A 12,620-nucleotide genomic window follows, 5' to 3' on the forward strand; every position below is an offset into this window, starting at 1 on the left:
TATATAATTCAGGATATCCGATATGACCAGCCCAAAGCTTGCCGCCGGAACGGCCTTTCCGGCGCTCTCTCTCCCCGTGCTCAGCGGAGGGACACGCAGCCTTTCATCGGCCCGAGACGGGTTCGACTGGATGCTGACAATTGTCTATCGCGGCAAGCATTGCCCGCTCTGCACCGCATACCTAAAAGAGCTGAACGCCGCCCTGCCCGACCTGACCGCACTTGGCGTGGACGTGCTGGCGGTGTCCGCCGACAGCGAGGCGCGCGCAGCGGCGCATATGGCCGAGATCTCGCCATCCTACGACGTGGGTTATGGGCTGACCGTCCCGCAGATGCACAAGCTGGGGCTTTATGTATCCGGCACTCGGAACGGCACGGATGTCGAGGCGCCCTTTGCCGAACCGGGGCTCTTCGTGCTCGACGCGCATCGCGTCTTGCGGATCGTCGATATCTCGAATGTCCCGTTCGCGCGGCCCAGCCTGGCGTCCATCGTCAAGGGCATCGGATTTCTCAAGGATCGCAGCGATGCCATGCCGGTCAACGGAACCCATGCCTGAGGAAGGGACACACAAGATGACCGAACGTACGGAAACCGCCTTGCGCGAGACACTCCACGAGCTGATGCGCGCCGGGGTGAGCGTCGATCTTGAGGCGCTGGACCAGATCTATCACAATGATCTGCAAATCCTGATGCTCACAGATGACGGCGCTTTGATGAGTACCGACAAGGCCGGCTGCCTTGCGCTTCTGAAAGAGACCTTTCGCGGCAAGACCCCGGAAGATCATATGTGGGCCAAGATACATGCGGTCTCGGTGAGCGGGGATCGGGGACATGTTTTGATCTCGCGAAAGATCCCCATCGGAGGGCCCGAGATGCTGATAGATCTCAGCATCGACCTGATCCATCAGGACGGCCGCTGGCAAGTCATTCGCGAAGTGAATTTCAGCCGCCCAGCGACGGCCGCCGCCTGACGCGGCCACGCCCGGCATTGGAGCCCTCAGGCCGACAGCAGATCCCGGAACACATGCGGCAGGATCTCGTCGCGGCTGAGGCCCATGCGGGCGAGCTGCGCGTCGCTCTTCATCTCCAGAGAGATGATCTCGCGCATGCGGGCGCGGCGCAGGCCGGAGGGATTCAGCCCCAGTCCGAGATTGGTGAAATACATGTCGATCTTCTGTCTCAGGGACGTGCGCCCCATGGCGATCTGGACGTTCTGTGCGCTCATTCCGGAAACCTCCGTGCGTTTCGGTTTCCTCCCGCCCCCAAACTTAGGGCAAATCCCTAAGCTTTTCCGAACCCGCCGGTCACGTTTTGCTGCAACGCAGCAATCTGCACAAGAAATGCGCCGCCCAAACGGGCGGCGCACGGAATTCCAGCGGCGTTCGCGGTATCAGCCAGCGTGAATCAGCGTCGAGAACAGGCGCGGATCGAGGCTGTCATTGGCAAATGTGGTGCCTTCGGTCAGAACCGACACCGCATCGTGGGAATGCAGGCTCTCCTGATGGCTGGCCAGCACGCGGAAATCGCCGATGCGCGGATCCGCCTGAAGCTGCTCGGCGAAAAGCCGCGCGGCGTCTTCGACAAAGATCGGATTGGCGGCGTTGAGCTCGGCAAAGGCCTGCTCGTCCTCGCGTTTCACCATCACCTGGGTCTCGGTCGGCACCGCCTTGCGGCAGAGCCCGATGAGATCCTCGAACCACAGGCAGCCGCCCTCCTTCATCTCGACCGAGATCCGCGCCACCGAGCGCTGCGAATGCGGCGTCGCCAGTTGCCCGCGCGCGCGGCGCGCATGTTCGGAGAGCTCCAGCGAACAGGGGCAGGTCGAGCTGTAGACATAATCCAGATGCAGGATCTTGCGGCGCACGCCGGCGGTTTCCACCAGCTCCAGCGCGATATCGTAATACTGATAGCCCTGAAGCCCCGAGCGCAGGCTCTCGACCTTCACCGGGAAGGAAAACCGCATCTCGATCCGTGCGTCAAAGCTCTCCAGATCGGTCTTGTAATCGTCCAGCGCCGCTTCGATCACCTCGAAGGAAAAGGTCTTTTCCGCATGGGCATAAAAGCTGCGCATGATGCGCGACATGTTGATGCCCTTCTTGTCGGCATCGAGGCTCACCGTGCCGGTGACCGAGGTCTCCAGCATCAGCTCGCCATTGTCGCGGGTGCGGTAGCGGATCGGCAGGCGGAAATTCGAGATCCCCACATGCTGAATCGCCCGGTTCTCGCCCCGGATCAGCGAGGCGGGGCCGTTCTGAAGGTCGGGCAGCGTGGCGCGATAGGCGGCATCGACCGTGAAGCCCTCCGGATAGTCGCGCGACAGATCCGGATAAGCGACACCGTCACGCAGCACCGCCAAGGCCGGGTCAAGCGCCGCGATCTCGGCATCCTGGGCCTTGTCCGTATAGCGGCGCAGCAGCGCGAGCGCTGCCGCGGCCTCTTCCTGGCTGGGCTTGCGGTCGATTTCCGGCGTAAAGACGTTCATCACAGGTTCCTCTCAGACCCTTTCCCCAAGGCAGAGATAGGAATAATGCGCCGCAGGTCCAACTTTTTCTTTGCCTCCGCGGCGCCGAACGCCGATTTTTCCGGGCGCCCTCAGACGGCGTCGAGTGCCTGGAGAATATCTGCAACGAGATCCTCCGTCGCCTCGATTCCGACCGAAAGGCGGATCAATCCGTCAGAGATGCCAAGCCCGGCGCGCTGTTCCGGCGTCAGACGCTGATGCGTGGTCGTCGCCGGATGGGTCGCAATGGTCTTGGCGTCGCCGAGATTGTTCGAGATCAGCACGATCTCCAGCGCGTTGCAGAAGCGGAACGCCGCCTCCTTGCCGCCGTCGATCTCGAAGGCCACCACCGTGCCCCCCGCCCCGCCGAGCTGGCGCTGCGCCAGCGCACGCTGCGGATGGCTGTCGAGCCCCGGATAGCTTACCAGCGTCACCTTGGCATGGCCCGAGATGGCCTCGGCAATGGCTCCGGCGGAGGCCGTCTGCGCCCGCACCCGCAATTCGAGCGTTTCCAGCCCCTTGAGCATGATCCACGCGGTGAACGGGCTCATCGAGCCGCCAGTATGTTTCATATAGGGCTCGACGGTCTTGCGGATGAACTCCCGCGTGCCGAGGATCACCCCGCCGAGCGCCCTTCCCTGCCCGTCGATATGTTTGGTGGTGGAATAGACCACCGCATCGGCGCCCTGCGCGATGGCCTTCGAATAGACCGGGGTGGAGAACACGTTGTCGACCACCACCAGCGCGCCGGCGGCATGGGCGAGCTTTGCCACGCCCTCGATATCGACCAGCTCCAGCGTCGGGTTGGCCATGCTCTCGAAGAACACCGCCTTGGCGCCGGGCGCCAGCGCCGTTTCCCACTGCGCCAGATCGGCGCCGTCGACAAAGACCACCTCGACGCCGAAGCGCGGCAGGATCTCCTCGAGAATGTAGAGGCACGAGCCGAACAGCGCCCGTGCCGCAACCACCCGGTCGCCGGCGCGCAGCATCGAGACCAGCGCCCCGTTCACCGCTGCCATGCCCGAAGCGGTGGCAAAGGCATCCTCGGCGCCTTCGAGCAGCGCGATGCGCTTTTCGAACATCGCCACCGTCGGGTTGCCGTAGCGGGCATAGATATATTCGTCGGGCCCCGCCTGAATAAAGCGCGCCTCCGCCTGCTCGGCGCTGTCATAGGCAAAGCCCTGGGTGAGGAAAATCGCCTCGCTCATCTCGCCCCACTGGCTGCGCTGCGTGCCCCCGTGCACCGCCTGGGTGCGTCTTCCCTTGGTCGTCATGTATCGTCCCTCCGCGGCGCCCCAACGCCGCAATTGAAAAAAGCCCCACCCGCGGTCAAGCGAAAGGGGCTTTCGTCCGACCTCTTTAGCGGCTTGTTTAACGTGGCCCGCAATCCGGTAACAAAGCGCCACGCGCAGCGCCTTACGCCTGCCCGGCGCCTGCGTCAAGCTGCCCCCTTGTATCGGCGCATGGAGGCCGCTGCACTTTCAAGCGTTTGTTATCGTATTGGGCATAGATGCGCATAACACGCGCGCGACAGCTGTTGTCATTGACCGGTCGGCTGGCACATCATGTTGCGGATTGAGTGAAATGGGACGGGTATGGACGGATTTCTTTTTCAGGCCTCGGTTTATCTTGCCGCCGCGGTGATCGCGGTGCCGATCGCGGCGCGGCTCGGTCTCGGCTCCGTCCTCGGCTATCTGCTCGCCGGCATCGTCATCGGCCCCGTCCTGCATCTGGTCGCCGCCACCGACGATCTGCGCCATTTCGCCGAGTTCGGCGTGGTGATGATGCTCTTCATCATCGGGCTGGAGCTGGAGCCGCGCGCGCTTTGGGACATGCGGCACAGGCTGGTGGGGCTCGGCGGCTCGCAGATCCTGCTGACCATGTTCGCGGTCATGGCCGCCGCCATGGCGATGGGGCTGAGCTGGCCCACGGCGCTGGCCTGCGGCATGGTCTTTGCCCTGTCCTCCACCGCCATCGTACTGCAAACGCTCAGCGAAAAGGGGCTGATGCAATCCTCGGGGGGGCGCTCGGCCTTTTCGGTGCTGCTGACGCAGGATATCGCGGTGATCCCGATGCTGGTGGTGCTGCCGCTGCTGGCGGTCGAGACCACGGCCAGCCTCGCACCCGACGGCTCGATCCAGCGCCCGGTGGCCGAGGCTGCCGACGCCCATCACGGCATGTCGTTGGTCGAGGGGCTGCCGGGCTGGGGCGTGGCACTGGTGACGCTGGCCGCTGTGGCGCTGATCATCCTGGCGGGCATCTATGGCGCGCGGCCGCTCTTCCGCCATATCAACTCCGCCCGTCTGCCCGAGATGTTCACCGCCGTGGCGCTGCTGATCGTCGCTGGCATCGCCTTCCTCATGGAACTGGTGGGCCTGTCGCCGGCGCTCGGCACCTTCCTGGCGGGGGTGGTGCTGGCCAACTCGGAATTCCGCCACCAGCTGGAATCCGATATCGAGCCTTTCAAAGGGCTGCTGCTGGGACTGTTCTTTATAACCGTGGGCGCCGGCATCGACCTCGGCGCCTTCATGCGCGAACCGGTAACCATCCTCGGGCTGGCGCTGGGGTTGATACTGGTGAAGGGCGCCATCCTGCATGGGTTGGCGCTGGTGTTCCGGCTGCGCCGGCGCGGACGGCTGCTCTTCACCCTGTCTTTGGCTCAGGCGGGCGAGTTCGGCTTCGTGCTGATCTCCTTCGCGCTGCAACTCAATATCTTCACCGAGACGCTCGGCCAGCGGCTGCTGCTGGTGGTGGCGCTGTCGATGCTGATCACCCCGCTGCTCTTCATCCTCTACGACAAGGCCTCGCGCCGGATCGACGAGGCACGCGACGCACAGCCCGCCGACAAGGTCGAGGCCGACGGGCCGATCATCATCGCCGGCATCGGGCGCTTCGGGCAGATCGTGAACCGGCTGGTGCAGAGCTCGGGCTACAAGACCGTGGTGATCGACCACGACATGCAGACCATCGAGCTCATGCGCCGCTTCGGCTATCGCGGCTTCTTCGGCGACCCGACCCGCCCCGAGCTGCTGCATGCGGCGGGGATCAAGGATGCCAAGGTGCTGGTGGCCGGGCTCGACGATCCGAAATCCACCACCAAGCTAGTGCGCTTTGCCCGCCGGATGCGCGAAGACGTGTTCATCGTCGCCCGCGCCCATGACCGCACGCATGTCTATGAGCTCTACCAGGCCGGCGCCGACAAGATCGTGCGCGAGATGTTCGACAGCTCGCTGCGCGCCGGGCGCTATGTGCTCGAAGAAGTGGGGATGACGGAATACGAGGCGGCGATCGCGCAGGAGACCTTCTATCACCACGACCGCGAGACGGTGCGCGAGCTGGCGCAGCTCTGGGATCCGAACATCCCGTCGGCGAAGAACGAGGCCTATATCAAGCGCGCGCAGGAGCTGGAGAAAGATCTGGAAACGGCGCTCTATACCGCGCTGGCGGAGCAGAAGAACGACGCGGCATAGGGGGAGGTGGGCAAGATTGCCCATTCTACGGCTGAGTGTTGCCCGGCGCGGAACAAGGCCGCAGGCCGCCGCGCCATCGCCCGTAGGGTGGGCAATCTGCCCACCGCCCCACCAAAACAAAAAAGCGGGCCAGAAGCCCGCTTTTCCGTTGTCTCTCTGACAGATGTTCAGGCGGCGCGCAGCCCCAGGACCTCGTCCACCTGGCGCGCGGCGGCCACTTCGTCGCCACCGGACACGGCGGCAACCTCGCGGGTCAGCCGCTCCAGCGCCGCTTCGTAAAGCTGACGCTCGGAATAGCTCTGCTCGCGCTGGTCGTCGGCGCGGTGCAGATCGCGCACCACCTCGGCGATGGCGATCAGATCGCCGGAATTGATCTTTTGCTCGTATTCCTGCGCCCGGCGCGACCACATGGCCCGCTTGACCTTGGCCTTGCCCTTCAGCGTCTTCATCGCCTGGCTGACAACGTCGGGCGTAGAGAGCGAGCGCATGCCGATTTCGGTCGCCTTGTGGGTGGGCACCCGCAGGGTCATCTTGTCCTTTTCGAAGGAGATCACAAACAGTTCCAGCTTCATGCCGGCGACTTCCTGCTCCTCGATCGACATGATCTGACCCACGCCATGCGCAGGGTAGACCACGTAATCATTCGGGCGGAATTCGTTTTTCTTGGTTTTGGTCATTCAACAGCGTCCTCAGCAGCCAAACCATACCACACAGCGACAGAAAAGACGGACGGATATGCGTTGCATCCCGTTCGCCTGAAAACTTGCGCGTCTTCGCTATTCCCCCGTGCGCCGAGCGCCCCGGTCGTGTGTGCATGGATCCGTCATGTGTGCCAAACATTATAGCACAAATGAAAGGCGTTTCCCACAACAATGCGGGAAACAGAGAATCTCCATGGATTCAAGTTATTGCAGATTGTTCCTCATCCGAAGGCAACCGCTTTGGCGCGCCTGCCGCGAATCGCGGCTCAGCCGCCCTCGCCCGGCGCCTCGGAGAAGTATTTCTCCATCTTGCCCTCTTCGCCGTCGCGCTCGTCGGCCTCGGGCATCGGGTCTTTCTTCGAGATGATCACCGGCCACATCTCGGAATACTTGCGATTGAACTCGACCCATTTCTCCATGTCCGGCTCGGTATCGGGCCGAATCGCATCCGCCGGGCATTCCGGCTCGCAGACGCCGCAGTCGATGCATTCGTCGGGATGGATCACCAGCGTGTTCTCACCCTCGTAGAAGCAATCCACGGGGCAGACTTCGACGCAGTCGGTGTATTTGCAGGCGATGCAGTTCTCAGTGACCACATAAGTCATGGCGATCCGTCCGTATGAGGCTTTAGCGTCTAGGGCGTCTAGCTAATCCAGCCCGCCGGATCATTCAAGCATATCCCGGCGCGCATCGAGCGCACGTCTGTCGCGCTTGGTCGGGCGGCCCCCGCCCTCGTAGCGCGGTGCCGGCGGCTCCACCGGTTGCGGCGGGCGCGCGGCCGGCGGGTCGAGATCGTCGTACAGCGCCTGCGCCTCCGGTGCCGGCCCGCGCCGCGTGCCGAGCGCCACCACGCGGATCACCCGCACAACGCGCCCCTGTGCGAAGGTCAGCACATCGCCCGGCCCCACGGCAAAGGCCGGTTTCGACACGCTGAGCCCGTTGACCCGCAGCCCGCCCGACACGGCCTTGGCGGCAAGGCTCCGCGTCTTGAAGAAGCGGGCCTGCCAGAGCCATTTGTCGATGCGCAGCTTGGCGGGAGCGGCGGGAGCGTCAGCCACTTACGACTTGCCCTTGAACCCCATGAGCGCGGCGGCAAAGGGGTTGTCCGGGTCGATCTTGTCTTCCTTGCGGGGACGCGATTCGTAGGTCTTGGCGCCCTTCTGGCCCTGCGGCTTGCCCTTGCCCGGCTTGCCGCCCTTGCCCTTGGGCGCGCCGCCCTTGCCGCGCGGACCGCCGCCTTTGGCATGCTGGCGCTCGCCACGGCCACCGTCGCGCCCGCCTTCGCGGCGCGGGCCGCGATTGCGGTTGCCGCCCCAGGTGAAGGTATAGAAGGCCTCGATCTCGGGGCCGGCCAGCGCCTCGTCGGGCGCGCTGCCCGGCAGCAGATCGGTATCGTCGGCCTCAGGGATGTGATCGTCGACCTCGACGGCCTCCGGACCCTCGGCCATCGGCGCGACGCCCTCGTCGTCATACCCCTCGGCGCCCGGCACCGCATCGGCGGCAGGCGGTGTGTCGGCGGCATCCGGCGCGGCGGCGGGGGTGTTCTCCTCCTCCTGTGCCGCATCCATGACTGGCTCGTTTTCACCCGGTTCGCCAGAGGGTTGCGAGTCCTCGGTCACGACCTGATCGGCGCTGCGCACCTTTTCGCGCTCGCCCTTCTCGGCCTTGTAGCCCAGTCCCTGCATGAGGTCGGCGAACTGGTCCAGCGTCATGCCGGTGATCGAGAGCATATCGGGATTGGCCTCGAACCCACCGCGGCTGTCCTGCGCGCGCAAGAGATCGGCAAGACGCTCCAGCATGTCGATGCGGATCGCACGCTCGCCCGCCGGGCGGTAGCCCGCCAGCGTGTAATGCTGCATCGGCACGTCGCGAATATTCGGCACCGTCACCAGCCCGGGCGGCGGCGCCTCGGGGAAGGTGTCGAGATCGGTGAACAGCGACCAGAGCACCAGCCGCAGCCGGGTCGGCGCCGGCTTCAGCAGCAGCGGCATGAAGATCGTGTACTGACCGAAACGCATGCCGTGCTTGCGCAGCGCGCCGCGCGCGTCCTGGTCGAGCTGCTTGACCTCGTCGGCCACCTGGCCGCGCGGGATGATGCCCATCGCCTCGACCATGCGGAAGGCAAAGCCCCGCGCAAGACCGGTCAGCGTCTCGTCGCGCTGGAGATTCAGCAGCGGCTCGAACTGCGCGGCGATCTTGCGGTCGATGAAATGCTGAAGGCGGCGTTCCACCTTCTGAATCACATCCGGCCCGGCGATCTCGTCAACAAAGGCCACCACGCGCGGTTTCAGCGCGTCGTCACCCTTGGCAAGCCGGCCCACCGCCTGCTCGCCCCACATCAGACCACCCTGCTCGGTGAAATCGATCTCGGTATCCGGCGCGTTGTAGAACCGGTCCGCCCGCAGATGGAAATGCGGTGCCAGCGCCTGGAGCGACGCCTGCTTCAGCGTCTTCGCCTCCTGCCCTGTCGCGCCCTGATCCTGCCGGAACCGGAACCCTTCCAGCCGACCGACGAATTCGCCTTCGACGGTCACTTCACCCTTGTCGTTCACCTCGGCCAAGAGGGCCTCCTTCTGCTTCAACCGGCGGAGCAATACGGATGTCCGCCGATCTACAAATCTTTGCGTCAGACGCGCATGGAGCGCATCGGATAGAGCGTCTTCTACCGCGCGGGTTGCCTCGCGCCAATGGCTTTCGTCATCGACCCAGCCGCGCCGCTGCGCCACATAGGTCCATGTGCGGATATATGCCAATCGCTTCGACAGCGCGTCGATATCGCCATCGGTGCGGTCGATCCGCTTGACCTGCCGCGCCATGAAATCATGCGGTATCGTACCGCGTTCGTGCAGGTGCTGAAAGATAACCTGCAACAGGCCAGCATGTTCCGCATGGCTGATTCCCCGGAAATCCGGAATCCGGCAGACATCCCACAAGAGCTGCACCGAGGCCGGATTGCCGGCCCGCGCCAGCACCTCGGCCTCCTGCCCCAGCGATTTCAGCACTTGCAGGTCGTCGGCCTCGCGCGCCTTGACGAGCCAGTCGTCCTGCGGTGCCTGCTCCAGCGAGTCGATCAGCGCCGGGATCGAGCCGAAGCGCAGATTCGGGTTGCGCCAGTTGAGCTTGCGCAGCGGCGTGAAGCTGTGATTGCAGATCGCCTCCACCCAGTCCTCGGGGATCTGGCCGGCATCGCCGGTGGTGCCGAAGGTGCCGGGCTTCATCCCCCGGCCCGCGCGCCCGGCGATCTGCGCCAGCTCGTTGGGCTGCAACTCACGCATGCGCCGCCCGTCGAACTTGGTGAGCGAGGAAAACGCCACATGGTCGATATCGAGATTGAGCCCCATGCCGATGGCATCGGTGGCCACCAGATAATCGACCTCGCCATTCTGGTAGAGATCCACCTGCGCATTGCGCGTGCGCGGGCTGAGCGCCCCCATCACCACTGCGGCACCGCCTTTGGTGCGTCGGATCAGCTCGGCAATGGCATAGACATTATCGACCGAAAACCCGACGATTGCCGAGCGCGCCGGCATGCGGCTTATCTTTTTCGAACCAATATAGCTCAATTGGCTCATCCGCTCGCGGCGCATGAATTCGCAGCCCTTCACCAGCGCCGCAATCGGGCCACGCATCGTGTCGGAGCCCAGAAACAGCGTCTCGTGCTGCCCGCGCATGCGCAGCAGCCGGTCGGTGAAGACATGGCCACGCTCGGGATCGGCGCAAAGCTGGATCTCGTCGATGGCGACGAAATCGCAGCCCAGCCCCTCGGGCATCGCCTCGACCGTGCAGACCCAATAGGCGGCGCGCGGCGGCACGATGCGCTCCTCGCCGGTGACCAGCGCCACCACCGAGGGGCCGCGCGCCGCGACCACCTTGTCATAGACCTCGCGGGCAAGCAGGCGCAGCGGCAGGCCGATCATGCCTGTGCGATGCGCCAGCATCCTCTCGATGGCGTAATGGGTCTTGCCTGTATTGGTCGGGCCGAGAACGGCCGCAACCCGTGCGCGCTGGGGCATGGTACCGCCCTGTTCTTTTGTCAGAGGTTCAGATTTCGATGCCCTGCACCCGGCCAGCCAGCCGTTCCAGTGCCTCGGTCACCTCTTCGTCAAACGGTCGCAGCTCCAGTACCTGCGTATAGGCGTCATAGGCAAGCGCCTCGTTGCCGAGCTGCTCATGCATCGCCGCCACGCCGCGCAACGCCCCGAAATGCTGGGGATTCAGCGCCAGCACATGTTCCAGCGCATCCATCGCCGGGCCGAACATCTCGGCCTGATAATAGGCCAGCGCCAGCGCATGCCAGCCCTCGGCGAAATTCGGCGCATGGTCGGTGAGCGCGGTCAGGTGATCCAGCGCCGAGGCGGTATCGGTCACCTCCAGCGCATCCTGCCCGCGCTTGAGCAGCAGATCCATCGCCGCCGATCCGGATTTCGACCACTCCAGATAAAGCGCCTTTTCCAGTCGCTGCGCCTGGGCCTCCGACTCGGCGGCGCCGAGCTCTTCCAGCAGCTCTCCCGCCCGGTCCTGCGCGGTGGCAGAGGCGGGTATGGAAAACATGACTAGGGCGGAAAACGCCGCTACGGTAGATTTGATCTTGCTTCGACCCATGCTCATGCTTCCGAGTGTACCCTGAACATGCTGGAATGCCAGCACAGGATTTCGTGAAGGAAGGACCAAGGAATGAGCGACATCGTGACCGCAGCGGTCGAGGCGCTGAACGCAAAGATGGATGGGCGGGGGTTCGACGGCGTGGCCAAATTCGTGATCGAGGGCGAAGGCAGCATCCTTGTGGATGCAGACGGCGCCCGCGCAGGCGACGAGGCCGCCGATGTCACGCTGACCGCCGATACCGGCACATTCCGGCAGATCATCGAGGGCTCTCTCAATCCGACGAGCGCCTTCATGTCGGGCCGGCTTTCGATTGACGGTGATATGGGCGCCGCGATGCGCCTCGGTGGAGTTTTTTCCTGACATGATGCAAGACGCGCCCTTTCATGCCGAGCTGGCCGATGGCCCGGTCGGTGCCCGTGCCTACTGGATGCAGACCGAGGACGGGCTGCGCATCCGCGTGGCCCATTATCCCGGGCCGCAGGAGGCGCAGGAGGCCAAGGGCACGGTACTGATGTTCCCCGGGCGCACGGAATATGTCGAGAAATATGGCCGCGTCGCCGGCGATTTCGCCGAGATGGGCTATCACACGCTGACGGTGGACTGGCGCGGCCAGGGGCTCGCCGACCGCATGCTGCCCGACGGGCGCGTCGGCCATGTGGACGTGTTCCACGATTACCAAACCGACGTGGCCGCGGTGCTCGACGCCGCCGCCGCGCTGGCGCTGCCGCGCCCCTTCTTCCTCGCCGCGCATTCCATGGGCGGCTGCATCGGGCTGCGCGCCCTGCATGAGGGGCTGCCGGTGGCCGCCTGCGCCTTTACCGGCCCGATGTGGGGGATTCGCCTGCCCGGGCCGCTGCGCTCCGCCGCCTGGGCGCTGGGTTGGGGCAGCGCGCGGGTCGGGCTGAGCCATGTCTACACCCCCTCCACCGGCCCGGCGAGCTATGTCGCCACCGAGACCTTCGAGACCAACCAGCTCACCGGCGACCGCGGGGGCTGGGATTACATGCAGCGGCAGGTGAACGCGATCACCGACCTCCAGCTCGGCGGCCCCTCGCTGCGCTGGCTGCATCAGGCGCTGGCGGAATGCCTGGCGCTGGCGCGGATGCCCTCGCCCGATATGCCCTGTATCGCCTTTTTCGGCGCCAATGAGCGCATCGTCGATGTGCCCCGGATCATCGCCCGCATGGCGGCCTGGCCCGGCGGGCATCTGGAGACGGTGCCGAACGGACGGCACGAGGTGCTGATGGAGGAAACCGCGACCCGCCGCCACATCACGCAGCAGATGGTGGAGGTCTTCGAAGGCCGCCCCTGCGACGGCCAGGAGGCGCTGAGCGCCTGATCTGG

At 64.9% G+C, this 12,620-nt stretch carries 13 protein-coding genes and 1 riboswitch; of the genes, 5 read left to right on the forward strand and 8 right to left on the reverse strand.

Features of this window, described 5'->3' with window-relative positions; all coding sequences use genetic code 11:
* Nucleotides 1-22 precede the first annotated feature (22 nt).
* The gene (locus I6N89_RS08460) at nt 23-556 is read left to right on the forward strand and encodes a redoxin domain-containing protein (RefSeq protein WP_207017870.1); all 534 of its coding nucleotides are present in this window, start codon (nt 23-25) and stop codon (nt 554-556) included.
* Complete coding sequence (locus I6N89_RS08465) at nt 549-971, forward strand: nuclear transport factor 2 family protein (RefSeq protein ID WP_207017871.1); 423 nt, start codon at nt 549-551, stop codon at nt 969-971. Before I6N89_RS08460 ends, I6N89_RS08465 begins: the two co-directional genes overlap by 8 nt.
* Before the next feature lie 26 nt (nt 972-997).
* On the opposite strand, the gene I6N89_RS08470 is transcribed toward I6N89_RS08465, so the two are convergent.
* From I6N89_RS08470 to metZ, 3 genes are all read right to left on the reverse strand, one after another.
* Entirely contained in the window at nt 998-1,225 is a 228-nt protein-coding gene (locus tag I6N89_RS08470) for a hypothetical protein (RefSeq protein WP_207017872.1), read from the reverse strand.
* A 165-nt stretch (nt 1,226-1,390) separates the two neighbouring features.
* On the reverse strand, nt 1,391-2,482 hold the full coding sequence (folE2, locus tag I6N89_RS08475) for a GTP cyclohydrolase FolE2 (protein WP_076702953.1): 1,092 nt from the start codon (nt 2,480-2,482) through the stop codon (nt 1,391-1,393).
* Between the two features lie 110 nt (nt 2,483-2,592).
* Nucleotides 2,593-3,774 carry an O-succinylhomoserine sulfhydrylase gene (metZ, locus tag I6N89_RS08480; RefSeq protein ID WP_207017873.1) on the reverse strand — a complete coding sequence of 394 codons (1,182 nt, stop codon included), beginning with the start codon at nt 3,772-3,774 and terminating at the stop codon, nt 2,593-2,595.
* A gap of 64 nt (nt 3,775-3,838) precedes the next feature.
* Nucleotides 3,839-3,916: riboswitch (SAM riboswitch) on the reverse strand.
* 179 nt (nt 3,917-4,095) lie between these two features.
* On the opposite strand from metZ, the gene I6N89_RS08485 reads away from it, so the two are divergent.
* Nucleotides 4,096-5,970 (forward strand): monovalent cation:proton antiporter-2 (CPA2) family protein, encoded by a 1,875-nt coding sequence (locus I6N89_RS08485; protein WP_207017874.1) that lies wholly within the window; start codon nt 4,096-4,098, stop codon nt 5,968-5,970.
* 167 nt (nt 5,971-6,137) lie between these two features.
* On the opposite strand, the gene I6N89_RS08490 is transcribed toward I6N89_RS08485, so the two are convergent.
* From I6N89_RS08490 to I6N89_RS08510, 5 genes are all read right to left on the reverse strand, one after another.
* Nucleotides 6,138-6,647, reverse strand: a complete 510-nt coding sequence (locus I6N89_RS08490; protein WP_076702946.1) for a CarD family transcriptional regulator — start codon at nt 6,645-6,647, stop codon at nt 6,138-6,140.
* 290 nt (nt 6,648-6,937) lie between these two features.
* Complete coding sequence (gene fdxA / locus I6N89_RS08495; RefSeq protein WP_207017875.1) at nt 6,938-7,276, reverse strand: ferredoxin FdxA; 339 nt, start codon at nt 7,274-7,276, stop codon at nt 6,938-6,940.
* A 60-nt stretch (nt 7,277-7,336) separates the two neighbouring features.
* On the reverse strand, nt 7,337-7,729 hold the full coding sequence (locus I6N89_RS08500) for an RNA-binding S4 domain-containing protein (RefSeq protein WP_207017876.1): 393 nt from the start codon (nt 7,727-7,729) through the stop codon (nt 7,337-7,339).
* Nucleotides 7,730-10,684 carry a helicase-related protein gene (locus I6N89_RS08505; RefSeq protein ID WP_207017877.1) on the reverse strand — a complete coding sequence of 985 codons (2,955 nt, stop codon included), beginning with the start codon at nt 10,682-10,684 and terminating at the stop codon, nt 7,730-7,732.
* 28 nt (nt 10,685-10,712) lie between these two features.
* A complete protein-coding gene (locus tag I6N89_RS08510) occupies nt 10,713-11,222 on the reverse strand; it encodes a hypothetical protein (RefSeq protein WP_207017878.1) in 510 nt (169 codons plus the stop codon).
* Between the two features lie 123 nt (nt 11,223-11,345).
* Here I6N89_RS08510 and I6N89_RS08515 point away from each other — a divergent pair, with 123 nt between their 5' ends.
* Both I6N89_RS08515 and I6N89_RS08520 read left to right on the forward strand, forming a co-directional pair.
* Nucleotides 11,346-11,636, forward strand: a complete 291-nt coding sequence (locus I6N89_RS08515; RefSeq protein ID WP_207017879.1) for an SCP2 sterol-binding domain-containing protein — start codon at nt 11,346-11,348, stop codon at nt 11,634-11,636.
* Nucleotide 11,637: 1 nt separating this feature from the next.
* Nucleotides 11,638-12,615, forward strand: coding sequence for an alpha/beta fold hydrolase (locus I6N89_RS08520; protein WP_207017880.1), 978 nt, complete (start codon nt 11,638-11,640; stop codon nt 12,613-12,615).
* Nucleotides 12,616-12,620 lie beyond the last annotated feature (5 nt).

Source organism: Salipiger abyssi, assembly GCF_017311415.1.
GTDB lineage: Bacteria > Pseudomonadota > Alphaproteobacteria > Rhodobacterales > Rhodobacteraceae > Salipiger > Salipiger abyssi_A.

What these genes read in the sequence shown, in the direction of transcription:
- I6N89_RS08510 (WP_207017878.1), bottom strand. Translation starts at nt 11,222, where the DNA reads ATGTTTTCCATACCCGCCTCTGCCACCGCGCAGGACCGGGCGGGAGAG.
- I6N89_RS08505 (WP_207017877.1), bottom strand. Translation starts at nt 10,684, where the DNA reads ATGCCCCAGCGCGCACGGGTTGCGGCCGTTCTCGGCCCGACCAATACA.
- I6N89_RS08460 (WP_207017870.1), top strand. Translation starts at nt 23, where the DNA reads ATGACCAGCCCAAAGCTTGCCGCCGGAACGGCCTTTCCGGCGCTCTCT.
- I6N89_RS08465 (WP_207017871.1), top strand. Translation starts at nt 549, where the DNA reads ATGCCTGAGGAAGGGACACACAAGATGACCGAACGTACGGAAACCGCC.
- fdxA (WP_207017875.1), bottom strand. Translation starts at nt 7,276, where the DNA reads ATGACTTATGTGGTCACTGAGAACTGCATCGCCTGCAAATACACCGAC.
- I6N89_RS08515 (WP_207017879.1), top strand. Translation starts at nt 11,346, where the DNA reads ATGAGCGACATCGTGACCGCAGCGGTCGAGGCGCTGAACGCAAAGATG.
- metZ (WP_207017873.1), bottom strand. Translation starts at nt 3,774, where the DNA reads ATGACGACCAAGGGAAGACGCACCCAGGCGGTGCACGGGGGCACGCAG.
- I6N89_RS08470 (WP_207017872.1), bottom strand. Translation starts at nt 1,225, where the DNA reads ATGAGCGCACAGAACGTCCAGATCGCCATGGGGCGCACGTCCCTGAGA.
- I6N89_RS08490 (WP_076702946.1), bottom strand. Translation starts at nt 6,647, where the DNA reads ATGACCAAAACCAAGAAAAACGAATTCCGCCCGAATGATTACGTGGTC.
- folE2 (WP_076702953.1), bottom strand. Translation starts at nt 2,482, where the DNA reads ATGAACGTCTTTACGCCGGAAATCGACCGCAAGCCCAGCCAGGAAGAG.
- I6N89_RS08520 (WP_207017880.1), top strand. Translation starts at nt 11,638, where the DNA reads ATGATGCAAGACGCGCCCTTTCATGCCGAGCTGGCCGATGGCCCGGTC.
- I6N89_RS08485 (WP_207017874.1), top strand. Translation starts at nt 4,096, where the DNA reads ATGGACGGATTTCTTTTTCAGGCCTCGGTTTATCTTGCCGCCGCGGTG.